Origin of the sequence: Streptomyces sp. NBC_00988 (assembly GCF_045162645.1) — a bacterium.
In the GTDB taxonomy this organism is placed as follows: domain Bacteria; phylum Actinomycetota; class Actinomycetes; order Streptomycetales; family Streptomycetaceae; genus Streptomyces.
In genome coordinates, this window is the sequence record NZ_CP108730.1 from 11,024,583 (window position 1) to 11,047,716 (window position 23,134).

Annotated in this window: 23 protein-coding genes and 1 pseudogene; 8 read left to right on the top strand and 16 right to left on the bottom strand. The window is 70.6% G+C overall.

The features are described 5' to 3' along the window. Nucleotides 1–44: 44 nt before the first annotated feature. A complete protein-coding gene (locus OG496_RS49710) occupies nucleotides 45–2,237 on the bottom strand; it encodes a glycoside hydrolase family 36 protein (RefSeq protein ID WP_405975623.1) in 2,193 nt (730 codons plus the stop codon). A gap of 117 nt (nucleotides 2,238–2,354) precedes the next feature. On the opposite strand from OG496_RS49710, the gene OG496_RS49715 reads away from it, so the two are divergent. Further along, nucleotides 2,355–3,467 (top strand): LacI family DNA-binding transcriptional regulator, encoded by a 1,113-nt coding sequence (locus OG496_RS49715; protein ID WP_405975624.1) that lies wholly within the window; start codon nucleotides 2,355–2,357, stop codon nucleotides 3,465–3,467. Here the strand turns inward: OG496_RS49715 and OG496_RS49720 are convergent. After that, the gene (locus OG496_RS49720; protein ID WP_405975625.1) at nucleotides 3,436–4,002 is read right to left on the bottom strand and encodes a hypothetical protein; all 567 of its coding nucleotides are present in this window, start codon (nucleotides 4,000–4,002) and stop codon (nucleotides 3,436–3,438) included. The genes OG496_RS49715 and OG496_RS49720 overlap by 32 nt on opposite strands. Nucleotides 4,003–4,139: 137 nt before the next feature. Between OG496_RS49720 and OG496_RS49725 the strand changes: the two are divergent. After that, nucleotides 4,140–4,235 (top strand): annotated as a pseudogene (locus tag OG496_RS49725) (hypothetical protein); the annotation flags it as partial. A 164-nt stretch (nucleotides 4,236–4,399) separates the two neighbouring features. Here the strand turns inward: OG496_RS49725 and OG496_RS49730 are convergent. Then, entirely contained in the window at nucleotides 4,400–5,680 is a 1,281-nt protein-coding gene (locus tag OG496_RS49730) for an MFS transporter (protein ID WP_405975626.1), read from the bottom strand. A gap of 66 nt (nucleotides 5,681–5,746) precedes the next feature. Here OG496_RS49730 and OG496_RS49735 point away from each other — a divergent pair, with 66 nt between their 5' ends. The 3 genes from OG496_RS49735 (at nucleotide 5,747) to OG496_RS49745 (ending at nucleotide 8,367) form a co-directional block, all read left to right on the top strand. Beyond that, on the top strand, nucleotides 5,747–6,703 hold the full coding sequence (locus OG496_RS49735) for a LysR family transcriptional regulator (protein WP_405975627.1): 957 nt from the start codon (nucleotides 5,747–5,749) through the stop codon (nucleotides 6,701–6,703). A gap of 66 nt (nucleotides 6,704–6,769) precedes the next feature. Beyond that, nucleotides 6,770–7,261, top strand: coding sequence for a MarR family winged helix-turn-helix transcriptional regulator (locus OG496_RS49740; RefSeq protein WP_366498262.1), 492 nt, complete (start codon nucleotides 6,770–6,772; stop codon nucleotides 7,259–7,261). 119 nt (nucleotides 7,262–7,380) lie between these two features. Further along, a complete protein-coding gene (locus OG496_RS49745; protein WP_405975628.1) occupies nucleotides 7,381–8,367 on the top strand; it encodes an aldo/keto reductase in 987 nt (328 codons plus the stop codon). A gap of 71 nt (nucleotides 8,368–8,438) precedes the next feature. Here OG496_RS49745 and OG496_RS49750 read toward each other — a convergent pair whose 3' ends face one another. Further along, a complete protein-coding gene (locus OG496_RS49750; protein WP_405975629.1) occupies nucleotides 8,439–9,284 on the bottom strand; it encodes an SDR family oxidoreductase in 846 nt (281 codons plus the stop codon). A 78-nt stretch (nucleotides 9,285–9,362) separates the two neighbouring features. Between OG496_RS49750 and OG496_RS49755 the strand changes: the two genes are divergently transcribed. Continuing rightward, the gene (locus OG496_RS49755) at nucleotides 9,363–9,971 is read left to right on the top strand and encodes a TetR/AcrR family transcriptional regulator (RefSeq protein WP_405975630.1); all 609 of its coding nucleotides are present in this window, start codon (nucleotides 9,363–9,365) and stop codon (nucleotides 9,969–9,971) included. Between the two features lie 33 nt (nucleotides 9,972–10,004). Here the strand turns inward: OG496_RS49755 and catC are convergent, their stop codons facing one another. The 12 genes from catC to OG496_RS49815 form a co-directional block, all read right to left on the bottom strand. Beyond that, nucleotides 10,005–10,283: a muconolactone Delta-isomerase gene (gene catC, locus OG496_RS49760; protein ID WP_405975631.1), complete on the bottom strand. Its 279-nt coding sequence runs from the start codon at nucleotides 10,281–10,283 to the stop codon at nucleotides 10,005–10,007. A gap of 12 nt (nucleotides 10,284–10,295) precedes the next feature. Continuing rightward, complete coding sequence (catA, locus tag OG496_RS49765; protein WP_405975632.1) at nucleotides 10,296–11,153, bottom strand: catechol 1,2-dioxygenase; 858 nt, start codon at nucleotides 11,151–11,153, stop codon at nucleotides 10,296–10,298. 35 nt (nucleotides 11,154–11,188) lie between these two features. Then, the gene (locus tag OG496_RS49770; RefSeq protein ID WP_405975633.1) at nucleotides 11,189–12,292 is read right to left on the bottom strand and encodes a mandelate racemase/muconate lactonizing enzyme family protein; all 1,104 of its coding nucleotides are present in this window, start codon (nucleotides 12,290–12,292) and stop codon (nucleotides 11,189–11,191) included. Further along, nucleotides 12,289–13,524 carry an amidase gene (locus OG496_RS49775; RefSeq protein WP_405975634.1) on the bottom strand — a complete coding sequence of 412 codons (1,236 nt, stop codon included), beginning with the start codon at nucleotides 13,522–13,524 and terminating at the stop codon, nucleotides 12,289–12,291. Before OG496_RS49775 ends, OG496_RS49770 begins: the two co-directional genes overlap by 4 nt. A gap of 88 nt (nucleotides 13,525–13,612) precedes the next feature. Next, the gene (hpaC, locus tag OG496_RS49780; protein WP_405975635.1) at nucleotides 13,613–14,137 is read right to left on the bottom strand and encodes a 4-hydroxyphenylacetate 3-monooxygenase, reductase component; all 525 of its coding nucleotides are present in this window, start codon (nucleotides 14,135–14,137) and stop codon (nucleotides 13,613–13,615) included. 53 nt (nucleotides 14,138–14,190) lie between these two features. Beyond that, entirely contained in the window at nucleotides 14,191–15,144 is a 954-nt protein-coding gene (locus OG496_RS49785; RefSeq protein WP_405975636.1) for a PDR/VanB family oxidoreductase, read from the bottom strand. Nucleotides 15,145–15,235: 91 nt separating this feature from the next. Next, complete coding sequence (locus OG496_RS49790; protein WP_405975637.1) at nucleotides 15,236–16,003, bottom strand: SDR family NAD(P)-dependent oxidoreductase; 768 nt, start codon at nucleotides 16,001–16,003, stop codon at nucleotides 15,236–15,238. Then, nucleotides 16,000–16,554 (bottom strand): aromatic-ring-hydroxylating dioxygenase subunit beta, encoded by a 555-nt coding sequence (locus OG496_RS49795; protein WP_405975638.1) that lies wholly within the window; start codon nucleotides 16,552–16,554, stop codon nucleotides 16,000–16,002. Before OG496_RS49795 ends, OG496_RS49790 begins: the two co-directional genes overlap by 4 nt. Continuing rightward, the gene (locus tag OG496_RS49800; RefSeq protein ID WP_405975639.1) at nucleotides 16,544–17,818 is read right to left on the bottom strand and encodes a Rieske 2Fe-2S domain-containing protein; all 1,275 of its coding nucleotides are present in this window, start codon (nucleotides 17,816–17,818) and stop codon (nucleotides 16,544–16,546) included. Before OG496_RS49800 ends, OG496_RS49795 begins: the two co-directional genes overlap by 11 nt. After that, nucleotides 17,815–18,183, bottom strand: coding sequence for a hypothetical protein (locus OG496_RS49805; RefSeq protein WP_317769754.1), 369 nt, complete (start codon nucleotides 18,181–18,183; stop codon nucleotides 17,815–17,817). The genes OG496_RS49800 and OG496_RS49805 overlap by 4 nt, the downstream gene beginning before the upstream one ends. An 86-nt stretch (nucleotides 18,184–18,269) precedes the next feature. Then, nucleotides 18,270–19,442 carry an acyl-CoA dehydrogenase family protein gene (locus OG496_RS49810; RefSeq protein WP_405975640.1) on the bottom strand — a complete coding sequence of 391 codons (1,173 nt, stop codon included), beginning with the start codon at nucleotides 19,440–19,442 and terminating at the stop codon, nucleotides 18,270–18,272. Nucleotides 19,443–19,608: 166 nt separating this feature from the next. Further along, a complete protein-coding gene (locus OG496_RS49815) occupies nucleotides 19,609–20,847 on the bottom strand; it encodes an ROK family protein (protein WP_405975641.1) in 1,239 nt (412 codons plus the stop codon). Nucleotides 20,848–21,073: 226 nt separating this feature from the next. On the opposite strand from OG496_RS49815, the gene OG496_RS49820 reads away from it, so the two are divergent. Together OG496_RS49820 and OG496_RS49825 are read left to right on the top strand one after the other, a co-directional pair. Next, entirely contained in the window at nucleotides 21,074–22,177 is a 1,104-nt protein-coding gene (locus OG496_RS49820; RefSeq protein WP_405975642.1) for a Gfo/Idh/MocA family protein, read from the top strand. Next, the gene (locus OG496_RS49825; RefSeq protein WP_405975643.1) at nucleotides 22,174–23,094 is read left to right on the top strand and encodes a sugar phosphate isomerase/epimerase family protein; all 921 of its coding nucleotides are present in this window, start codon (nucleotides 22,174–22,176) and stop codon (nucleotides 23,092–23,094) included. The genes OG496_RS49820 and OG496_RS49825 overlap by 4 nt, the downstream gene beginning before the upstream one ends. Nucleotides 23,095–23,134: the final 40 nt, after the last annotated feature.

A 23,134-nucleotide genomic window follows, 5' to 3' on the forward strand; every position in this document is an offset into this window, starting at 1 on the left:
ACCGGGCGAGGGCCGCCGCCTGTGCCGTCCCGCGTTCAGCCGACTCAGGTCCGCGCGGCGGACTCGAAGGCGATCAGCACCGCGGAGCACTGGGCCGGCAGGCCCACACGCAGGGCGTGCCCGCACTCGTCCCAGTCGAGAGTCGCCCGCGTTCCGGCTTCGAACAGCACCCGGGGACGGTCGTCGCCGCGGGCCCAGGGGAGCGGGACGTGCACGGTCTCGGGAGCGCCGTCGCGGCGCCACAGAGCCAGCAGGGTCGTGTCGTCGGCCGTGGTGAGCGCGAGGGCGAGCCAGCCGTCGCGCCAGCCCGGCAGGCCGAGCGGCCAGTGGGCGTGAGCGGTCGGCAGGAGGTGACGGTAGGTCTTGTAGGTGGCCAACGCCTCGCACACGATGGACATCTGATGCTGTGTCAGGAGATCGGGGCGACCGCTGAGGTGGATGCGGCCCAGCATCGCCGACACCATCACCATGCCGAGCTCGGCGTCGGTGTGCTCCGGCAGCGGATACGCCCAGATCGCGCCCTGCTCAGGAGTGACCGCGGTGGGAGCGGCGGCGGCGATGGCGGGCAGCAACCGGAAGTCCTGCTGGTCGGTGACCGAGTGGATGGGCAGCCGGGACAGGATCGCGTGGTCGGTGCGGCTGCCGCCGGCCGCACAGCTCTCCAGGACGAGTGACGGGTGTCGGTCGAGGACGCCGTCGAGCCAGTCGAGGTAGGCGCGGTTGTGGCCGAGCAGGCCGTCGCCGGGGCTGTCGGTGCCGTCCGGGCCGTCGGTACCCGCGCCGATGTCGATGTTGTAGTCGAGCTTCAGATAACCCACGCCGTAGTGACGTACCAGCCGGTCCACGACCGTGTCGAGGTGGGCGCGGGCGGCTGGATGGCGCAGGTCCAGTTGATGGCGGCCCCATTCCGCCACGCGTACGCCGTCCCTGCGGAAGAATGCCTCGTCGGGCAGCGCGGCGGCGACCGGGCTGCGCACGCCGACCACCTCGGGCTCCAGCCAGAGCCCCGGTACCAGTCCGGCTGTGCGGATGTGGTCCACGACCTCGGCCAGTCCACCCGGGAACCTGGACGCCGACTCCTCCCACTCGCCCACCGCGTCCCACCAGCCGGGGACCCCGCCGGGGCCCACGGTGCCGGACGGTTCGTTGTCGTACCAGCCCGCGTCGATGCAGAACACCTCGGCGCCCGCCGCAGCCGCCGCGTCCACCAGCGGGAGCAGGGCCTCAGTGCTGGGCTCGCCCATCAGGCTGTTCATGAAGTCGTTGAAGACTACGGGGAGTTGATCGTGGTCGGGGTGCGGTCGGCGGGCAGCGCGGCGGTGGGTGGTGAGCGCAGCGAGCGCGGTCTCGAAGCCACCCTCGGGGACGAGGGCGACCGTGACCGGGACGGTGTGGAAGGACTCGCCCGGGGCGAGGCGGCGGCGCCACTGGTGTTCGCGGTCGGTGGGGCCGGAGAGAGCGAGGTACACGTCGTCGAAGCGGTCGGCGAACTCGGCGTGCCAGGAGCCGTTGTGCTCGATCTGCCAGAGCAGGGCACGACCGGTCGTGGGCTCCTCCAGGCAGGCCATCGGCAGGTGTTCGGAGGAGGACCAGGAGCCGGTGCTGGTCAGGGCGACGCGGTTCTTCGAGCCGGTCTGGCCGTACCGGACCATGCCGACGTCGTGGAGTCCGCGCTCGGCGAGCGTGGCTCGCGACCAGCGGAACTCGCCGCTCCAGGGGTTGGCGGCGAGCCAGAGCGCGAGACCGTCCTCCCAGCGTTCGCCGTCCGGCAGGTGCCGCGCGAGGTTGGACAGGGCGAAGGAGGAGACGTACTCCAGTGTGGTGGCGTGGTCGCCGCTGTTCTCGACGAACGCCTCGGCGTGCAGCACGGGGGCGTCCTCGCGCACCGTATAGACGGCGGTGGCGCGCAGACCGCTGTCTTCGTCGGCCATCCGCACCCGCAGGGTGTGCACACCGGCGGCGGTGTGCTCCTCGTGGCCGGTGCAGCGCAGGCCACGTGAGACCGCTCCGTCCACGTGGCGCTTTCCGGATGTGCCCAGGCGTCCGCCGTCCGTGGTCTGGATCTCGACCAGGGGCAACGCTCGGTGCAGGAGGAGCGCGCACCGCTCCGGTTCGCGTGCCGGGTCGGGCAGCGACGCCGCTTCGCCCGCCGCGAGGAGTCGCGCGGGGCCCGCCGGGTCGACGGAGACGAGCAGGGACAACGCGTCGGTTCCCCAGCGAAGGTGGGTTGTGGACATGAGCGGTGTTCTCCGGTGTCAGCAGGTCTTCGGGTGGAGAATACGTTTACTTTCGAGGCGACGGTAGTTCTCGCCGCGGCCTGCTTCAAGTGGCTCCCGATGCAGTAACGTCGAGCTGTGACGGATCAGGAAACAGGAGCTCGGGCGACGAGCCGCCGAACAGGGAACGGTAAACGCCGAGGTGGGAGCACCGGGCAGGACAAGCCCAGCACGATCCGGGACGTCGCCGCGAAAGCGGGCGTGTCGGTAGCAACCGTTTCCCGAACCCTCGCCGGCAACTACCCGGTCTCCGAGGAGACCCGGGCCCGCGTCATGACGGCGGTCGAGTCACTCCACTACGTGGTGAACGTCCACGCCAAGGCGCTGTCCGGCCAGGTCGCGGGCCCCATCGCCCTGGTGATCCAGGACATCACCGGCCCTTCGCTCGCCCATGTCGCCGCCGGGGTCGAGAAGGAGGCGGCCACCCGAGGCCGGCTGAGCCTGGTCTGCGCCACCCACGGCGACACGGACCGCGAGGACAATCTGGTTCAGCTCATGCGGGAGCAGCACGCGGCAGCGGTCGTCCTGGTCGGCGGGGTGGTGCCGGACGACACCTATCACCGGCGCATGGCGCAGTACGCCACCGCCCTGGACGCGGCCGGTTCCCGGCTGGTGCTGTGCGGGCGCCCGCCGCTGCCCGAAGGGCTGCCGGTCACGGTCGTGGACTACGACAACAAGGGAGGCGCTTTCCAGGCCGCCGACCATCTGCTCACGGCGGGACACCGGCGCATCCTCTTTCTCGGCGGTGAACCCCTGCAGAGCAGTTCCGAGGACCGCCGGGCCGGCTACCGCCAGGCCCTGCGGGCCCACGGTGTGCCGTACGCCGAGGAGCTGGACAGCTCGGGTCTGTACACCCGTGCCTCCGGCTACCAGCGCACCCGGGACGCCCTGCGCTCCGGGCTGGGCTTCACCGGGGTCTTCGCCGGCACCGACATGGTGGCCGTCGGAGTGCTCGCCGCCCTCCGCGAGGCCGGTCTCGACGTCCCCGGCGACGTGTCGGTCGTGGGTTTCGACGACGTGCCCTTCGCCGCCGACCTGTCGCCGTCGCTCACCACGGTCCGGGTGCCGTACGAGGAACTGGGCCGCACCGCCGTACGCCTGGCGCTGGGGCGTGAGGAGCGCGTCGGCGACGACCACGTGGTGCTCAGCACCCAGCTGGTCATCCGCCAGTCCGTACGCCGGACGACGTGAGCGCGTAGCGGGCCGGGCAGCCGTGGAACGGCCTTCTTGGCGGATTCGGGTGCCGGGCCGCAGGGATGTCCCGGATCGCCGACCCGTGAGGCCGCGCGGGGTGAGAGACGTCCCTCGGGCACAGCACGGTCCAGGTGGTGGGGTCGTCGGGGGAGCGTGTCACGAGGGTCGGCCGACGCCCGTCGGGGCAGACCTCGCCGGGACCTTCTCGCCGGCCGCGCCGCCCGGTCCGCGCGTCGAGGCGTACCTCAGCCGACGCCCTCACCCCGCCCCGCCGTCCGGACTTCCGCCGAGGCCGCCGGGTGGTGGGAGCGGGGCACGCTCGGCCCGACCTGAGTCCGGAGCCGGTGAAGGTGGCGCCGGAGCGGACCAGCTTGAGCCAGGCCGGGTAGACGGTGGTGCCGTCCGTCTCGATGTTGCTGTCCACCTGGCCGTCACCGCTCTTGTTCCACTGCAGGGTGACACCGTGGCCAGGGGAGAGCGCGAGGATCGGGCAGCCCGGCGAGGCCGTACCGGTGATGTCGTTACGGACCATGATCCCGGACCGGGTCCCGGCGTTGACGGGGCACGTGGACTGGCGTGGGACCCACGCGACAACCTCCGGACCGGACCGCCGACATCCATGCCCCGGGCGTCACCACCGTTCGGCAGACGACCGGGGTCATCGGGGGCGTGCCGCTGTGGAGCCCGGAGACTCCCGATCTGTACCGGGCGGTGTCCATGCTGCTCTCGGCGCGGGGCACCGTGGTCGACCGGTGCGAGAGGCGATTCGGCTTCCGTTACTTCCGCCGGACCACCGGCCAGGGGTTCCTCCTCAACGGCGCACATCGCTGTCCGCGCGGAGTGAACGTGTGCCAGGACCAGGCGGGTTGGGGCGACGCACCGAGATCACCGTGTCCCTCCCGCAGACGAGATGACTCCTCACCGAGTGCTCAGTTGGGAGTTGGGGTCTTGGCGGTGGACGTGTCGGTCGTGGTGTCGCGGTCGACGGCCGGGCTCGGCGGGTTCGGTCGGCGCAGGCGGCGCAGGGTCACGGCGCTGATGAGTGCGATGGCCAACAGTGCGCCGCAGTACAGGGTGATGCCGTGCCATGCGGTCGCGGAGTAGGCCAGTCCGCCCAGGGAGCCGCCGATGGCGCTGCCGAGGTAGTAGAGGAAGAGGTAGACCGCCGAGCCCTGGGCGCCCATGGCGGCGGACCGGGCGGCGACCCAGCCGCTGGCGACCGCGTGGGCCGCGAAGAAGCCGATGGTGAAGACGACCAGTCCGACGATGACGGTGACCAGGTTGGGGACCAGCATGGTGGCGAGGCCGGCCAGGGCGATGACGAGCGCGGGCCACAGGACGCGGCCGCGGCCGTGGCGGTCGACGAGCCGCCCCGCGGTGGTCGAGGAGAACGAGCCGGCTATGTAGGCGACGAACAGCAGCCCCGCCACCGTCTGGGAGAGGTGGAAGGGCGCGGCGATCAGCCGGAACCCGAGGTAGTTGTACACGGTGACGAACGCGGCCATGGCCATGAAGCCGATGACGTACAGGCGCAGCAGGCCGCTGTCGGGCAGGGCCTTGGTGATGCCCGCCGCCAGTGCGCGGGCCTGTGGTTCGCGGCGTACGAAGCGCACGGAGGGCGGGACCGACAGGCGGAAGAAGACGGCTGCGGCTGCGGCCACCAGACCGACTCCGCCCAGTGCCCAGCGCCAGCTTCCGGTGACCTCCAGGATGCCGTCGGCGATCAGCCGGCCGGCCATTCCGCCGATGCCGTTGCCGGCGACGTACAGACCCATCGCGTGCCCGAGCGACCCCGGGTGCACCTCCTCGGACAGGTAGGACATGGCGGTCGCCTGGAGGCCGGCCAGGGCCAGGCCCTCCAGCGCGCGGATGACCAGCAGCGTCGTGAAGTTCGGCGCGAAGGCCGAGGCGATGCCCAGGACCGCGGCCGATGACAGCGACAGCGCCATCATCCCGGTGCGGCTCCACGCGTCGGACAGGACGGTCAGCGGTACGACGGCCACGGCCATGGCGGCCGTGGACACCGAGATGGTCAGTGAGGCCGCGGCGGGTGAGAGGTGCAGGTCGGTGGAGAGGGCCGGCAGGAGTGCCTGGACGCAGTACAGCGTCATGAAGGTCGTGATCCCGGCGGCCAGCAGTGCCAGGGTGGCCCTTCGGAATCCCGAATCGCCCCGCGCGTGAGCGGCCGGGAGAGCGTTGCTGTCAGTCACCCGAACGACGCTAGGACGTCCTGATGGATGCGTCCAATGCATGGAATGGCGAATATCGTTCCGTCCATGGAACAGTCATTCAGTCGTGCCGCGCCGGTCCACTCCGACCGCCTCGCTCCGCTGGCGGGACTCTGCCCGGACCTGGTCCGCTTCGCGGCCGTGGCCCGACTGGAGCACCTGACCGGCGCCGCCGACGAGTTGGGTGTGCCGCAGTCGACGGTCAGTCGCAGCATCGCCCGGGTGGAGGCCGCGGTCGGTACGCCTTTGTTCGACCGCGAGCGGCGTGGCCTGCGACTGAACCGGCCCGGCCGCGCCTTTCTCGCCCGAGTGCAGCGAGGGCTGGGGGAGTTCGCCGCGGGCTACGAGGAGCTGCGCCGGATCACCGACTCTCCCGGCGCGATCTCCTTCGGCTTCCTGCCCGCCCTGGGCAGTGCTCCGGTGCCGCTGCTGGTCAAATGGTTCCGCGAGGAACACCCGGGCGTCCGGTTCGACTTCGTCCAGGACAGCGCCGCGAACCTGCTGGAACACCTGCGCGACGCGGAGGTGGACCTCTGCCTGACCTCCCCGCTGCCCGACGAATCCGATGTCACCGCCCGACCCCTCGTCCGTGAGCCCCTGCGCTTGGCCGTCCCCGCGGGGCACCGTCTGGCCGGGCGCGGCTCGGTGCGACTGGCCGAAGCGGCGGCGGAGCACTTCGTGATGGCAAGTCCCGGCTACGGTCTGCACCACCTGGTGACGACCCTGTGCGAGTCGGCCGGTTTCACCCCGCACGCCGCCTTCCACGGCTCGGAGATCGCCACCATCCGCGGCTTCGTCGCGGCCGGACTCGGCGTGGCCGTGCTGCCTCCCGCACCCGAGGAGACTCCCGGCATCACCGAGCTGCCGCTGGAGGATCCCGACGCCTTCCGGGCCATCGGCCTCATCCATGCCGGAGCCCGCACCCCCACGCCCGTCGTCGTCGACTTCGCGAACCTGATCGCCCGACGCGCCCAGGACTGCTTCCCGCACTCCGTCCTCGCGTGATCGAGGCCACCAGAGTTGCACGGCACAACCTTGACAGTTGTGCGATGCAACTCGCAGGATGGCCGCATGGAGGCTGACCGGGACCCGATCGAGGAGATCCACCAGGCGATCGTCCAGTTCACGCGCAGCACGAGGACCCAGTCCAACGACATGTACCAGGGGCTGTCGTTCGTCGCGTTCGGCGTGCTGAGCTACGTCGACTCCGCTCCGAGCCCGCACGCGAAGGACCTGGCGGACGTCTACGGTCTGGACAAGTCCACCGTCAGCCGCCAGCTGGCCGAACTGGAGGCGCAGGGGCTGCTGTTGAGGGTCCCCGCCCCACACCTCCCCAGGGCACAACTGCTCAAGCTCACCCCGAAGGGGCGTCGACGTCTCACGGTGACCCGGGCGCGGCAGCAGGAAGCGCTCAGGCAGCTGTTCGGCGACTGGGCCGACGAGGACGTGGCCGTGTTCGGACGACTGCTGGCGCGCTTCGTCAGCGAAACGGGCCGGTCCTCGGGGCTTCCCGAACTGCCACCCGCATCGTCGCCCCCACCCCGCACGCGGCGTAAAGGCTGACGTAGGTCGGGCACCGAGGACGGCATGGTCCGCACGACGGGCGTCTGCGGCTGCCCGGCGGCGGACAGAAAGACCGATCTCTATGGGCAGCGGCTTGCTGCCGGAATGCTGAGGAAGTCATGAAGACGAGTGAACTCGGTTCACAGGGGCTGGTCGTGAGCGCGCAGGGCCTGGGATGCATGGGGATGAGCGCCTTCTACGGAGGCCGCGACGACGCCGAGTCGGTCGCCACGATCCACCGGGCCGTCGAGCTCGGGGTGACGTTCCTGGACACCGCCGAGGTCTACGGTCCTTTCCTGAACGAGCAGTTGCTGGCCAGGTCGCTGAAGGGCCGCCGGGACGAGGTGACGATCGCGACGAAGTTCGCCGTCGAGATCGCCGATGACGGAACGACGGCCGGTGTCCTCAACGGCAGCCCGGCGTATGCGCGCAAGGCGCTGGAGCGTTCCCTCCGGCACCTGGAGACCGACCACATCGATCTCTACTACCTGCACCGCACCGACCCGAACGTGCCGATCGAGGAGACGGTCGGAGCCATGGGCGAGTTCGTGGCCGAGGGCAAGGTGCGCTACGTCGGGATCTCCGAACCCTCGCCCGAGACGATCCGGCGCGCGCACGCGACCTTCCCGCTGACCGCGGTCCAGTCGGAGTACTCGCTGTTCGAGCGCGACGCCGAGCACAACGGAGTGCTGGACACGCTGCGTGAGCTGGGCATCGGCTTCGTGCCGTTCTCACCCCTGGGCCGCGGCTTCCTGTCTGGCAACATCCGTACCGTCGACGACCTTGAGGCCACCGACGCCCGCCGTAACCTGCCCCGGTTCAGCCAGGAGAACATCGACGCCAACCTGAAGATCGTCGACAAGCTTCGAGAGCTGGCCGAGCAACGGAACATCGAGGTCGCTCAGCTGGCACTGGCATGGGTCGTGAACCAGGGCACGGTGCCGATCCCCGGCACCAAGAAGCGCCACTATCTGGAGCAGAACGCGGCGGCGACAGCGATCGAACTGACCGCGGATGAGACCGCCGCGATCGACGCCGTCTCGCCCCAGGGCGTGGCCGCCGGCGCGCGCAACACCCCAGCAGGGCTGAAGCGCGACCGCCTCTGAAAAAGGCGTGGCGGCGGCCCAGTTGACGTCGGGATGGCTGACGGTAACCGCGGCTGCGACGCCCGGCGCGGCTACTCGCCCGGCGAGGTCAGCGGGCCGAGGTGGCCGGACTTCACGGCGGCGACGACGCCACCGTCGACCAGGAGGTCGGTGCCGGTGATGAACGAGGCGTCCGGGCCGAGCAGGAAGGCGGTGGCGGCGGCGATGTCGCCGGGCGTGCCGAGGCGGCCGGTTCCGGAGGCGTCGACCAGGGCGCGGATGAGCTGACCGGCCTGGCCGGCGAGTTCCTGCTGTCCCATGGGGGTGGAGATCACACCGGGGCTGATGCTGTTGAGCCGGGCACCGCGCTCGCCCCAGGCGGTACTGGCGGCCGCGACGCGCACATGGTTCGCGCGCTTGGCGATCCCGTAGGCGGCCGCGGGGTCGGTGACGTGGTCCGGGCTGAGGAACGGCAGCTGCAGGAGTTGGTCGGCGGGGGTGCTGGCGAGGGCGCTCTCCTGCTCGGGGGTGAGCGCGGCGGCGATGTGTCCGGCCATGCTGGCGATCACCACGCCGGCGCCTCCGGTGGCGATGACGGGCGCGAACGCGTCCAGGACGAGCGCCACGCCGAGCAGGTCCACCTTGAGGATCGCCTGCGCGGGTGCCTGGACGGGGGACAGCCCGGCGGTGTGCACGACCTGGTCGACCTCGCCGGCCGCCTGCGCGGTCCGCGCCAGGTCCTGGACGGAGGCGGCCGAGGTCACGTCGACCACCTGCGTGGCCACGGTGAGGCCCTCGTCCCCCAGCGTCCGTTCGGCGGCCTTGAGGACGTCCTCGCCGATGTCGGCCAGCAGGACCGTACGGCCCGCGCCCAGTCGGCGCGCCACCGCCAGGCCCATGCCGCCGGCTCCGATGATGACCAGCACCTTTGTGCTCACGTCGCGCCTCCCGCCTATTTTCGAGACAACTTGTCTCGCTTTCTCTTTCACCCTACCTCTCCGGCTAATCTCGTCAACATGTCTGACTCACAGCGGGGGCGTACGCGGAGCGAGAGCACACGGCAGGCCATCTTGGAGGCGACCCGCGACGAGCTGGCGGCCAGCGGGTACGACAAGCTGTCCATCGACCGCATCGCGACGGCCGCCGGCGCCGGTAAGCAGACCGTCTACCGCTGGTACCGCTCCAAGAACGAGCTCGTCGCCGAGTGCATCCTGGAGGGGTACGTCCCTGCCAGGACCGCCGTGGTCGCGGACAGCGGCGAGGTGCGCGGTGACCTGCGCACCTGGTTGCGAGGCTTCGCCGATTTCCTCGCCGAGACCGAGAACGCCTCCCTGATCCGCGCGTGCACCGCCGCGGCGGCCGAGAGCGACGAGGTGGCGGCGAAGTTCTACGAGCGCCTCACCGCCGCCAACGAAGCCGCCCTCACCGCCCGCCTGGACGGCGCGGTGCGCCTGGGACAGCTGAGGGCGGACACGTCGACCGCGGCCGTTGCCGAAGCGCTCATCGGGGCGATGCTCTACCGGCTGCTCGTACGGCAGGCTCCGACCGACGAGTTCATCAACGGCCTCCTCGACGCCGTGTTCAACGGCATCGACGCGTCGTCGGCCCCACAGGCCGGGCGCTGATGAGGTGACGCGGCGGCCCGCCTGTGCCGTTGGTCAGCGGATCGAGGAGGGATGCCGGGCCAGCGGGGTCACGGTGACGTCCATGTACGGGAAGAGCGGCAGTCCCCACAGGAGTTCGTTGAGCCGGTCGTTGTCGGTGACGTCGAAGACGCTGAGGTTGGAGTACTGGCCGGCGCAGCGCCACAAGTGCAGCCATTCGCCGGAGTGTTGGAGCTTCTGGGCGTACTCCTTCTCGGCGGCGACGGTCGACGCCCGGAGCGTTGGGTCGAGATCGGGGGGCAGGTTCACGGCCATGTGGACGGCGAAGAGCATGACGGTCTCCGATCAGGAAGCGGGATCGAGGACGAAGTCGTAGGTGACCTGCCTGCCGCCGTCGCCCACCGGCCGCGGGTCGATGACGAGTTCCGGCTTCACGGCGGAGGCCACGTCGTCCTCGACGTGTTCGCCGCCGCGGAAGTACAGCTGGGCGGTGAGCGTCTCGTGGCCGGGAGCGGAGACCTTCAGGTGCAGATGGGCCGGGCGCCAGGGGTGCCACCCGGCGGCGGTGATGAGCGCGCCGCAGGATCCGTCGGTGGGGATCTGGTAGGGGGCGGGCTGGATGGTGAGCACCGCGAAGTGCCCCTTGTCGTCGGCGGTGACGGCACCGCGCAGGTTCCACTCGGGGATGCCGGGTGCGAACTGCGCGTACAGGCCGTCGTCGTCGGCCTGCCACATCTCCAGCAGCGCGCCGGACAGGGGCTCGCCCGAGACCCCCGTGACCTGGCCCTGGAAGAGGAGCGGGGTGCCGGCCTCGTCCTCGCGCATCGGCAGGGTGCTGACACTGGGGAGGCCGGGAGCGCCCGGCACGTAGTACGGCCCTTCGATGGTTCCCTTGCTCCCCTCGCGCTCGGCGCCCGCGACCTCCTCGACGACGTGCTCGATCCACACGTCCAGGAAGAGCGGCCACTCGCCGTCCTCGCCCACGGAGATCAGCCATGCCTTGAGGGCGTTGTACTCCTCGTACGTCACCTGGTTTCGGCGGATGACGTCGTGCACGGCGGATATCAGCTCGGTGGCAAGGGTGTTGACGCGCTCCGTGTCGGCGACGGCCTGGGCGGTCGCGGTGGCCTTGTCGGTGCGGAAGCGGTCGGTGGCGGAAGCGCCGGATGCGGCGGCGGTGGCTTTCAGCGTGGTGTCGGACATGATGTGCGGCTCCTTTGCCGGTCGGGAAATGCGGTTCAGCGGTCCTGGCGGTAGCGGGTGAGCTTGTCCGGGTCGATCGCGACGCCCAGACCGGGCAGGTCCCGTACGGCGATCGTGCCGTCGGCGATCGTGACCGGTTCGGTGAGCAGGTCGTCGCTCATGTCCAGGAAGTTGGAGAGTTCGCCGGCACGGCGGGAGGCGGCGGCGTACGCGGCGCCGAAGGCGACCGTGCACACCGTGCCCAACTGGCCGTCGATCTGGTTGCCCATCACCACCTCGGCACCCATCCCCTCGCACTGGAACAGCACGCGCTGGGACTGGGTGAAGCCGGTGCGGGCGGTCTTGACGCTGATCGCGGTGGCCGCGCCGTCCAGCAGGGAGCGGGTCACCTCCGCGGGCGTGGTGGCGGACTCGTCCGCGACGAACGGCACGGGACACTGCCGTACGAGCCATCGCCGTCCCAGCACGTCGTCGGCCGGGCACAGCTCCTCGGCGAGGGTGATGCCGACGGGTTCGAGCGCGCGCAGGGCGGCGGCGGACTCCGAGGCGGTCCAGCCGCGGTTGCCGTCCACGTACAACTCGGCCTCGTCGCCCAGGACTTCGCGCAGAGCCCGGCACACATCGAGGTCGAGCGTGATCGGCCGCCGCCCCACCTTCACCTTGAAGGTGGTGATGCCGTACGTGTCCCGGATCCGCTCGGCCTCCTCGGCCATCCGCTCCGGGGCGTCGAAGCCGAGCATGTGCGAGACGCGCATCCGGTCGGTGTAACCGCCGAGGAGTTGGGTGACGGGTTGGCTCAGGGCCTGGCCTGCTATGTCCCAAAGAGCCATGTCCACGGCCGACTTGGCGGCCGGGTTGCCGACGGTGCGGTGGAGACGGGCGTGCACCTGCTCGCGGGCGAACACGTCCATGCCGGTGAGCTGCGGGGCGAAGATCTTCTCGATGACGGCGATCACGGACTGCTGTGTCTCGCCGTAGGTGAAGGGGCGGGGCGGTGCGTCGGCGACGCCCACCAGCCCTTCGTCGGTGTGGACTTGGACGAGCACGTGCTCGGCGCTGTGCACCTCACCGCTCGCGAAGCGAAGGGGTTTCAGATACGGGATCGAGTACGGGATCGTCTCGATCGCGGTGATCTTCATCGGGTGCCGCCCGGGGTCTCCTGGATGACCGCCTCCGTGTGACGGGCGATGCCGAGCAGGCGGGCAACGTGGTCGGGGTGGCCGATGAGTTGGAGGCCGAGCGGCATACCGTGCGGGTCGCGGTGGCCGGGGACGGTGACGACGGGCAGGCCGAGCAGTTGCCAGGGGCGGCTGAGCACGGGGGTACCGGTGGCGTCCAGGCCGTACGGGGCGGGGCCCGGGGCGGCCGGAGCGAGGATCACATCGACTCGGGTGAGCAGGTCGAGAACCCGGGTGCGGGCGGTGCCGGCGATGTGCTGTGCCCTGCGGTACTCGCCCTCGGAGGTCCGGCGGCCACGCTCCAGCAGTTCGCGCAGGGGCGTGCTCAGCGACTCCGGGTACTCCGCCTCGGCGGCCAGGGAACGCGCTGCCTCGTACGCCATGACGGTGGCGTGGGTCTCGGCGAGTTCGGGTGTCCGGACCTGGCCGCCCAGGTCGTTCGCCTTGGCGCCGGTCGCCGTCAGGGCCTTGGCGGTGCGGTCCAGCGCGTCGAGCATCGCCGGGTCGATGTCGGCCAGTTCGGTGCCGCGCCAGACCAACACCCCGGTCCAGTCCGGGACTTCGGCCCTGGTGCCGTCGACCGCCTCGACCACGGCGGCCAGTTCGGTGACTCCGGGGGTGATCAGTCCCGGTGCGTCCAGGCTCGGGCTGAGCCCGGTGATCCCCCGTGTCGACCAGGCGCCGACGGGGGCGACATACCCGGCGACACCGCAGAAGGACGCCGGCCGGGTCAGCGAACCCGCCGTCTGCGAGCCCAGTGCCAACGGCACCACGCCCGCCGCGACCGCCGCCGCGGACCCGCTGGAGGAACCGCCCGGAGTGTGGGCGAGGTTGTGCGGATTGCGGGTCGGGCCCGGCTGGAAGTAAGCGAACTCGGTGGTGACTGTCTTGCCCAGCGGTATCGCGCCCGCCCGGCGCAGCCGGTCCACCAGCCAGGCGTCAGAGGTGGCGATCCGCCCTCGCCGCAGCGGGGAGCCGCACTCGGTGGGCAGCCCGGCGACGTCGATGATGTCCTTGACGCCGACCGGCACACCCCGCAGCGGCCCGTCCGTGATGCCCTCGGCCGCCTTGCGCGCACCCTTCGCGTCGACGAGAGTCCAGGCACGGATGTCCGGCTCGGTCTCGGCCAGGCGGCGCAGCGCGCCGTCGACCGCTTCGCGCGGGTCGTGCGCGGCGGAGGTCAGTGAGGGCACGTCAACCTGCTTTCGAAGTAGGGGTGTTCCTCAACAGGCGCAGTTCAATGGGCTGTTGCTCAACGGGCGGATTTCAGCGGGCTGTTCCTCAACAGGCCACCGGCGGCGCCGAGTCCAGCCGGTGGAAGGCGCGGTTGAAGTAGACGAGACTGTGGCCGCCCGGCCGGGTGCGGATCCGCTCGATCTCGACGAACAGCACGCTGTGGGTGCCCATGGCCTTGGACTCCTTGATGGTGCCGACCACGGTCACCACCGCGTCCTTGAGCACCGGCACGTCATGCGTCCGGTCCCAGACGTCCCAGGTGAAGCGCTCGGCCATGGACGCCTCGGTCGCGCCGGCGAAGTGCAGCGCCAACTCCTGCTGATCTCCGCCGAGTACGTTGACGCACACGCGGCCGTTGGCGCTGAAGACGTCGTGCATGGCGCTCTTGCGGTTGACGCAGACCAGGACGGTCGGCGGATCGTCGGTCACCGAGCAGACCGCGCTGACGGTGATGCCGCAGCGGCCGTTCGGTCCGTCCGTCGTCAGGATGTTGACGGCCGCGGGAAGGTGCGCCATCGCCTCCCTGAAGTCCGCCCGGTCCGGGGCGTGTTGGGTGTCGTACGCGTTCATGGTCGTTCGTTCCTCTCCGCGCCGGACTCCGGCGCATCGCTCGGCGTGCCCGCTCACCACAGCTCGACCACCAAGCGGGGTGACCTGGAGCGGGAGACACACGCGGCGATCTGGTCGCCCGCCGCCTTTTCCTTGGCGGTCAGGCAGTGGTCGCGGTGGTCGGGCTCGCCGTCGAGGACCCGTAGGACGCAGGTGCCGCAGATGCCTTCGCGGCAGGAGGTGTCGAGCGGGACTCCGTTGTCCTCCAGCACTTCGGCGATGCTCTTGTCGGCGGGCACGGTGTAGACCTCGCCGGTGTCGAGTTCGACCTCGAAGCTCTCGGCGGGGGCGGCGTCCGGCTGGTCCGCCGCCTGGAACAGCTCGGAGTGGATCTGGTCCTCCGGCACGCTGCGGGACGCGAGCGCGGTGACCTGTTCCATGAACCCCTGGGGGCCGCAGGTGTAGACGTGCGCGCTCGCCGGGAGATCCGTGAGCGCGGCGGAGAGGGCCTGGACCGCCGCCTCCCGCCCGTGCCCGAGGTGGAGGACGACCCGGCCGGCGAAGGCGGACTCCTCCAGCCGGTCCGCGAAGGCCGCCTCGGCCCGGCTCCGCGCCACGTAGTGCAGCCTGAAGTCCGCACCGGTGGCGAGGAGTTCGTACGCCATCGCGAGCAGCGGCGTGATACCGATGCCGCCCGCGACCAGGTGGTGCTCGCTCGCGCCGGCGTCGAGGCCGAAGAGCTGCCGGGGTGCGCCGATGCGCAGCTCCGTGCCGGGTTCCGTCTTGTCGTGCAGGGCGTGGGAGCCGCCCCGGGACGTCTCCTCGCGTTTGACCGCGATGGTGTAGGCGCCTGGGTCGTGCGGCGGTCCGCACAGTGAGTAGGGGCGGGTGATTCCGGTCGGTCCGGTCACGTCGATGTGGGCACCGGCCGGGTAGCCCGGGAGCGGGCTGCCGTCGGTGCGGGCCAGCCGGAGGACCTTGACCGCGTCGGTGACGTCGACGGCCTCGGTGACGGTGACAGTGAACATCCGTCTGCCTTCACGTTCGGGGCGGAACCAGTGGGAACCAGCGGAACCAGCAGGGATCAAAGGGGCGAGGGACTTCAGCTCATGGAGGGCCTCAGCGCAGGTAGAGGCCGCCGTTGGCGTCCCAGCACGCCCCGGTCACCGTGTCCGCGGTGTCCGCCGCCAGCAGCACGGCCATGTCGGCGATGAACTCCGGGCGCCCGAGGCGGCGTACGGGAATCGAGGCCTCGATCTGCGCGAGCCTGTCGGGGTCGACGTTCTCGCGGACGGACGGCAGTTCCTGCGGGCCGGGGGAGATGGCGTTGACCGTCACGCCCTGCGGCCCGAGTTCACGGGCGAAGACCTTGGTCAGCGTGATGACGCCGCCCTTGGCCGAGGCATAGTGCGCTCCGGTCGCCGTGCCGCCGTTCTGTCCCGCGAGCGAGGCGATGTTGACGATGCGTCCGTAACCGCGGTCGGCGAAGTACGCGCCGAGCACCTGACAGCCGAGGAACGTGCCGTCGAGGTTGGCCGACACGACCGCGCTGAAGCTGTCGGGGGTGATGTCCATCAGCGCCTCGACCTTGGAGAGGCCCGCGTTGTTGACCAGCACGTGGACGGCGCCCCAGCGTGCGACCAGGTCGGCCAGGACCCGTACGAACGCGGTCTTGTCGCGGGCGTCCAGGCCGAGTCCGACCGCCGAACTCCCGGTCGGGTCCAGGGCGGCGGCGGTCTTGACCGCGGCCTCCTCGTCCAGGTCGGTGACGGCGACGCGGTAGCCGCGGTCGTAGAACCGGGAGGCGATACAGGCGCCCAGGCCGCGGGCCGCTCCGGTGACCAGTACGACGCGCGGCTGGTCGTCCTCCCACCCTGCCGGGCTCACAGGAGGAACCCCGACGCCGTCACGGCGTCCTCGGAGTTGATCAGACGGACGACCTTGCGCACGATCCGGGGACCGTCGGCGGTGAACGTGACGCGGTGGGTGAGATCGGCCGCCAGGACGAAGGTCTCACCGCGCTTGTAGCCGACGACCACCTGCGCGGAACGGATCTCGATGGAGTCCCCGGACTCGTCACGGGCGGCGACCGTGAAGCGGGAGACGGTACGGACCGTACGGGCCGCGGCCGTCGCCGAGATGGAGAAGCCACCGGTCAGCCGCTCGATGCGCATCCGGCGCATCCGGTCGTCGTCGTACACCAGGTTCAGCGAGCCGGCGAAGTCCGTCGTCTGAGGGTCGATGGGGACGACGTACTCGCCGCCCTCGGCCCACAGCGTGTCCCACTCCTCGTACCGCTTGGCGTCCAGGAGGCGGGCCTCGCGCCAGATCAGGGAGAGCGCGGCGAGGGCCCGCGGGTCGTCGAGCGGCAGTTCGGCATCCACAACTGCCGTACTGAGGACGTCACCAACTGTCGTACTGAGAACGTCACTTGACATCTGTCATCATCCTCTTCCACATCGCGTACGCCTCGCGCATGCCGGTCTCGTCGGTCGCGTGGGAGGTCGGCTGGCCCAGGTCGTTGGGCTTCTCCCGGCCGAGGCCCCGGTTGACGAGGATCGGCATGTCGACGCCGCCGGTCACGCCGCGCTGGACGCGGTTCCAGGCCTCGGCGTCGTCGGGGCTGCCGAAGCCGAACGGGCCCTGGAAGTGCTCGTGGATGCGCAGCCGTTCGCGGTTGACGATCTCGGGGCCGCCGTCCAGGCCGAGGGCCACGTGCCGGATCTCTGTCTCCGCGACCGAGACCGGCCGCAGGACCCGGAAGAAGGACATCGACATGGCCACGTTCGGGAACAGGTTGAGGTTGAAGCCGGCGCCGTGCAGCGAGCGCACGATCCGCCGCACGCGCTCCGGCGGCAGGTCCTTCGACAGCTCCTCGATGACATGGCTGAAGCGGTCCTGGAGCTTTTCGCTGCCGTCGTCGACGTCCAGGTCGACGTGCTCGGCGACGGACACGGACACGCTGTGGCCGTTGCCGAGGGCGTGGGTGACCGCGCTCTCGTCGGTCATGATCGACAGCATGCTCGCGGTCTCGGCGTCCACGGACGACATCCAGGAGCGGTGCACGATCGGGAAGTGGTACCAGTCGGTCGTGTTCTCCAGCTGGATCTTCCAGTTGCCCTGGAAACGGAACTTGTGCTCGCCCTGCACCTTGATCGGGAAGCCGGCGCCCTGCTTCATGAAGCGGTCGATCCACAGCCGCGCCCCGCCGAGGAAGTCCTCCAGCGGTTCGATCTCGTCGTTGAAGCTCGCGAAGATCATGCCCGCGTACGTCCCCACCTTGAGGCGTTGCAGCGGCAGGTCCTTCTTCTCCGTGACGTTCTCGTAGCCCTCGGGATAGGGGATGCCGCGCAGCGTGCCGTCCAGGGCGTACGACCACGCGTGGTAGGGGCAGGTGAAGCCGTTGCCGTTGCCCTTGGGGACGTCGCAGACGCTGGCGCCGCGATGGCGGCAGCGGTTGAGGAGGACATTGATGCCGCCGCGGCGGTCGCGGCTGACGATGACGGGACGGCGGCCGATCCAGGCGGTCTTGAAGTCGCCCGCCTTGGCGATCTCGCTCTCGTGGGCCACCCACACCCAGGTGCGGTGGAAGATCCGGTCCATCTCCAGCTCGAACAGCTCCGGGCCGGTGTAGAGGGTGCCGGCGACGCGGTCGTCCTCGACGAGCGACGCGATGTCGGGAGTCTCCGGGGACACGGTCATCGGGTGGCCTCCGGCTCCGGCAGCGGACGGCCGACGCGCGCCTCGATCTTCATGTAGCGCCACAGCCCGTGCTCGCCGACCTGGACGGTGCGGAAGAGGTTGCAGGCCGCGGCCACCGTCGGCTGGTCGGTCACGTCGGCGAGGACGTACGACGTCCAGGGCCAGGAGCCGGAGGGGCCGACCATGTGCTGGTCGTCGTCCATGGTGCCGAGGACGCTCACGCCGGGCAGTTCCCAGAGCTGGGAGAGCATGGTCGTGAAGCCGTCCCAGACCGCCTTGCCCTGACCGGTGGGCAGATCGAAGAAGTTCTGGTTGACGCCGATGCAGAAGAGCACGCGCAGGGGTTTGCCGCCGGAATCGGGCATGGGGGAGTTCCCGCCTTTCAGGGGTGGGCCGGACAGGGCTGCTCGGAGATGCCCGGACAGTGGCTGCTCGGAGGTGGCCGGGAGGGCTAGAGGTAGCCGGGGAAGGGCTCGACGCCCATGAGGACCGCGCCGGCGCCGTCGTACATGCCCTCCTGGAGGAAGGCGTGTTGCGGGACGACGGACGCGTCGCGCAGGAAGCGCTGCATCGGGTGGCCGTCGGTGATGGCCGGGATGCCGCTGAGCTGGTAGGCGGCGCGGACGACCTCGAACGAGTTCTTCGCGAGATGGGCGGAGGCGAGCCGGAGCAGGCTGGCCTGCTCGGAGGTCGCCGGATCTCCGGCCTCGACCGTTGCCCACACCTCGCCGGTGGTCTCGTAGAAGAAGGCGCGTGCGGACCGGAGTTGGGCCTCGGCCTGGCCCACCGCGATGCGGTAGGTGGCGCGTTCGGCGGGCTTGGGGGCGCCGGTGAATCCGGCGCGTCCGCCGCTGGCGATCGCCTGGTCGAGTGCGGCGCGGGCGACTCCGAGGCCGACCACGGCAAGGACCTGGGCGGCATAGGGGACGGTCGGGTAGCGGTACAGCGGTTCGTCGACGGTGGGTTCGCCGCCGCGTACGAACGTCCACTCCTCGGGGACGAGCGCACCGTCGGCCACCAGGTCGTGGCTTCCGGTGCCGCGCAGGCCGATGACGTCCCAGTTCTCGACGATCTCCACCTGCTCGGGGCGCAGCACGGCGGTCAGCGGACGACCGGCGTTCTGCTGACCGGCCTTGCCCCCGCTCGCCTTGATGCCGACACCGAGGACGTCCGCGCCCTTGCAGCCGCTGGCGAACTTCCACCGGCCCGAGACCCGGTACGTACCGTCGACGAGTTCGGCCGGCTGGACCGGGAACAGGCCGCCGGCGAAGGCCACATCGGGCCCGTCGGCGTACAACTCGGCCTGGGTCTCCAGGGGCAGCGCGGCCAGATAGACGAGGGCCGAGCCGAAGCTGGCCACCCAGCCCGCCGATCCGTCGACCTCCGATATCCGCTCGATGAGCCGCAGGAACTCGACCGGCGGCAGCGCGTCGCCGCCGAAGCGCTTCGGGGCGCCCGCCCGGTAGAGACCGGCTCGTTTGAACTCGGCGACCATGTCCCGCGGAACGTGCCGCTTCTCCTCGAACTCCGCGCGCCGCTCGGCCACTTGGGACAGCACGCGGTCGAAGTCGGCCGCTCGGGCGTCGGAATCGACCGGTGCCGGGGATTCCAGCGACTGCGTCATGGGACGAACTCCTCGCATTGCCGGGCGGTCCTCGTTCCCGCCGTGCCTTCACGCTAGGCGCGGCGGGAACGGGCCGACAATTGGGAGTTGGCTGGAGTGTGTAGGGGATTCCTTTACGCGGTCCGGTGCGCCGAGAGCCCTTGACGGCCCGGCGCGCCAGGAGCCTCTACGTCGGGTCGCTCGCCAGGAGTCGTGCGATGCCCGGCGGGCTGAAGATGTCCCGGGTGGCGAGCGCGATCCCGCCGTGGATCCCGGCCGCGGCGCCGAGCTGGGTGGTGGTGATGGTGAGTTTGCGGGTGGCCAGGGGCAGGGCGCGCTGGTAGACGACCGCGCGGACGCCGGAGAGCAGATCGTCGCGGAGTTCGCTCAACGGGCCGCCGAGCACCAGGGTGCGCGGGTTGAACATGTGCACCAGCATCGCCACCACCTCGCCGATCTCCGTGGCGGCCTGGCGCAGCGCGTGCAGGGCGGGCGGATCACTGTTGGCCACCCGCAGCGCCAACTCGTGGGCGCCGTGCAGCGGGTCCTCGCCCGTCGACTCGGGAATGCCGAGGCTGCGCAGGATCGCCCGGTGGGAGGCGAGCGCTCCCACGCAGCCGATGTTGCCGCAGGCGCACAGCACATCGCCGCCGCCGACCGCCCGGATGTGGCCGATGTCGCCGGCCGCCCCGTCGGCTCCGCGGTACACGTCACCGTTCGCGGTGACGATGCCGGCACCGATACCGCTGGCGATCTTGATGCACAGCAGCGGAGTGTCCGCCTCGGCCTGGCCGGCCTCGCCGAGCGCCATCAGGTTGACGTCGTTGTCCACCACGACCGGGCAGCGGAACGCGGTGCGCAGGTGCTCGGCGACGGGATAGCTGTCCCAGCCGGGCATGCCGGTCGGACGTACCGCGCAACCGTGCTGGAAGTCGACGGGACCGGGCAGGCCGACCACCGTCTCGCGTACCCGGCCCGGGTCGCGGCCGTGCTTCGCCAGCAGACTCGACAGCCGCTCCGTCACCGCGTCCAGCACCGCCTTGGGGCCGGCGTCGATCCGGACGTCCACGGTCTCGTGCGCGATCACCCGCTGGGTGAGGTCGGCGATGGCGACCTGGCTCGACAGGGTGTCGATGTCCGCGACGGCGATGGTCCCGGCCTGCGGGCTGATCGTCAGGACCCGTGGCGGGCGCCCCCGGACCGACTCCCTGCTCTCCAGCTCCTGGAGTATGCCGCGCGCCACGAGGTGGTCGACCTGCTGGCCCACGGTCGAGCGGGCGAGGCCGCTGCGCCGGGAGATCTCCGCACGGCTGGTCGCCTCACCGGAGACCACGAGATCCAGCACCCTGCGCAGCGCGACCGGCACCGGGGAGGACGGAGTCGTCCCCGCGGTGTGTCCCTCGCTGTATCCGTCGCCTTTATGCATTCTGGTGACCCTAATGACGTCACCTTCCGCCCGTCAACAAGGTGTTCAGGCCAAGGATGTCTGGATCATGACGAGATCGTTTCGGTATGGGCCCGAGATTTGACCGATTTTAGGCCTTGGAGAAAATTAAATAGGGCCTCTTGTGCTTTTCCAGCGAACTAAACGATGGTGATGCGCAACGCGGCGTTCAGGCCGCGGTCGGTCGGAAGACGGCGGAGGTGCACCGGTGAGTGGTTCCCTGCGAGCGGTCGTGATCGGGACCGGCATGATCGGCGCGGTACACGCCGCGGCGATCCGCTCGGCCGGCGGGATCCTCGCCGGAGCGGTGGCCTCGACTCCCGAGCGCAGCGCGCAGGTCGCCAAGGAGTGGGACGTACCCGCTCGCTATCCGGACTTCGACGCGGTGCTCGCCGACGAGAGCGTCACGGTGGTGCACCTCTGCACACCCAACGCCCTGCACGTCCCGCAGGCCGAGGCGGCCCTGCGCGCCGGCAAGCACGTGATCTGCGAGAAGCCGCTGGCCACGGCTGCCGCCGACGCCGAGCGGCTGACTCAACTCGCCGAGCGCGCCGGGCTGTTGCTGGCCGTTCCCTTCGTCTACCGCTATCACCCCCTCGTCCGGGAGATCCGCGAGCGCCGCCTGCGCGGTGAGTTCGGGGCATGGCAGCTCATCCACGGCAGCTACCTCCAGGACTGGCTGCTGGCCGAGGACGCGACATCGTGGCGGGTGGATCCGGCGGAGGGCGGGCCCTCGCGGGCCTTCGCCGACATCGGATCCCACTGGTGCGATCTCGTGGAGTGGGTCGCCGGAGTCCGCTTCACCGAACTGACGGCCCGCATCGGCACCACCTTCGCCGACCGGCCCACCGAGGACGTGGCCGCCGTACTGCTGCGCACCGAGGACGGTGTCCTCGGCACGCTGACGGTCTCCCAGGTCTCGGCAGGCCGGAAGAACCGGCTCTGGTTCGAACTCGACGGCGCCGACGGCAGCGCGGTCTTCGACCAGGAGAACCCCGAGACCGCCTGGCTGGGCGCCCAGGACGGCGCACGGATTCTCGTCCGCGATCCACAGCACGGCTCCGCCGAACAGCGGCGCCTGTCCCGGCTGCCCGCCGGACACGCCCAGGGGTACGCCGACTGCTTCAACTCCTTTGTCACCGACGCCTATACGGCCATCGAGGGCGGCGCGCCCGAAGGCCTGCCCACCGGCGCGGACGGGCTGCGCTCGGCCCGGCTGGTCGAAGCCGTGCTGCGGTCGTCCTGCTCCCTCGGATGGACCGACGTGGACGGCCCCGTCCCCCACCACGAGAGCCAGGAGGCCCCCGTATGAAACTCGGCATGCTCACAGCCTGTCTCCCGAACCTCTCCCTGGCACAGATCGCCGCCTGGGCGGACGAGGCCGGATACGAGGCCCTGGAGGTCGCCGCCTGGCCCGTCACCGGCGGCCGCGACTTCGAGGCCGCACACCTGCCGGTGGCCGACTTCGGCACCCAACGGGCGGACGAGACAAGGGAGTTGTTCGAGCGTCACCGGCTCCAGCTCTCGGCGCTCGCGTACTACGAGAACAACCTCCACCCTGACGCCGGGCGGCGGGAGGAGATCCATACCCACCTCAAGAAGGTCATCGACACCGCGGCCGCCCTCGACGTCCCGTACGTCGGCACCTTCGTCGGCCGCGACTGGACCCAACCCGTGGCGCACAGCCTCCGCGAGGCCGAGAAGATCTTCCCCGAACTCGTCGAGTACGCGGGCGAACGCGACGTACGCATCATCATCGAGAACTGTGTGATGGAGGGCTGGCACCCGGACGGCTACCCGGGCAACCTCGCCTACTCGCCCGAGCTGTGGGAGTGGATGTTCTCCCTCGGGCTCTACCTCAACTGGGATCCCTCGCACCTCACTTGGATCGGTGTCGACCCGGTGAAGACCATCGCGCCGTACGCCGACCGGATCGTCCACGCTCAGGCCAAGGACGCCGAGATCCTGCCCGGCGCGATCGACCGCTACGGCGTCTTCGGCAAGGCGGTCGGGCGCGACGACCCCTGGGACAACGGCTGGTGGCGCTACCGCGTCCCGGGCCGCGGCCAGGTCGACTGGAACGCCGTCGTGGACGCCCTGTACGAGAACGGCTTCACCGGAACGCTCTCGGTCGAGCACGAGGACCCCGTGTGGAGCGGCACCGAGGAGAAGGTCAAGACGGGCCTTGAGATCGCCCACCGCACCCTGCGCCCACTGATCGTGGCCTGACGCGCGTCGTGCGCCCCACTCGACCGACACGCCCCCCAAC

Excerpts from the sequence above, each read along its gene's own strand:
- OG496_RS49710 (WP_405975623.1), bottom strand. The coding sequence starts at position 2,237 with ATGTCCACAACCCACCTTCGCTGGGGAACCGACGCGTTGTCCCTGCTC.
- OG496_RS49720 (WP_405975625.1), bottom strand. The coding sequence starts at position 4,002 with ATGGTCCGTAACGACATCACCGGTACGGCCTCGCCGGGCTGCCCGATC.
- OG496_RS49735 (WP_405975627.1), top strand. The coding sequence starts at position 5,747 with ATGGAACAGTCATTCAGTCGTGCCGCGCCGGTCCACTCCGACCGCCTC.
- OG496_RS49740 (WP_366498262.1), top strand. The coding sequence starts at position 6,770 with ATGGAGGCTGACCGGGACCCGATCGAGGAGATCCACCAGGCGATCGTC.
- OG496_RS49745 (WP_405975628.1), top strand. The coding sequence starts at position 7,381 with ATGAAGACGAGTGAACTCGGTTCACAGGGGCTGGTCGTGAGCGCGCAG.
- OG496_RS49755 (WP_405975630.1), top strand. The coding sequence starts at position 9,363 with ATGTCTGACTCACAGCGGGGGCGTACGCGGAGCGAGAGCACACGGCAG.
- catC (WP_405975631.1), bottom strand. The coding sequence starts at position 10,283 with ATGCTCTTCGCCGTCCACATGGCCGTGAACCTGCCCCCCGATCTCGAC.
- catA (WP_405975632.1), bottom strand. The coding sequence starts at position 11,153 with ATGTCCGACACCACGCTGAAAGCCACCGCCGCCGCATCCGGCGCTTCC.
- OG496_RS49770 (WP_405975633.1), bottom strand. The coding sequence starts at position 12,292 with ATGAAGATCACCGCGATCGAGACGATCCCGTACTCGATCCCGTATCTG.
- hpaC (WP_405975635.1), bottom strand. The coding sequence starts at position 14,137 with ATGAACGCGTACGACACCCAACACGCCCCGGACCGGGCGGACTTCAGG.
- OG496_RS49785 (WP_405975636.1), bottom strand. The coding sequence starts at position 15,144 with ATGTTCACTGTCACCGTCACCGAGGCCGTCGACGTCACCGACGCGGTC.
- OG496_RS49795 (WP_405975638.1), bottom strand. The coding sequence starts at position 16,554 with ATGTCAAGTGACGTTCTCAGTACGACAGTTGGTGACGTCCTCAGTACG.
- OG496_RS49800 (WP_405975639.1), bottom strand. The coding sequence starts at position 17,818 with ATGACCGTGTCCCCGGAGACTCCCGACATCGCGTCGCTCGTCGAGGAC.
- OG496_RS49805 (WP_317769754.1), bottom strand. The coding sequence starts at position 18,183 with ATGCCCGATTCCGGCGGCAAACCCCTGCGCGTGCTCTTCTGCATCGGC.
- OG496_RS49810 (WP_405975640.1), bottom strand. The coding sequence starts at position 19,442 with ATGACGCAGTCGCTGGAATCCCCGGCACCGGTCGATTCCGACGCCCGA.
- OG496_RS49815 (WP_405975641.1), bottom strand. The coding sequence starts at position 20,847 with ATGCATAAAGGCGACGGATACAGCGAGGGACACACCGCGGGGACGACT.
- OG496_RS49825 (WP_405975643.1), top strand. The coding sequence starts at position 22,174 with ATGAAACTCGGCATGCTCACAGCCTGTCTCCCGAACCTCTCCCTGGCA.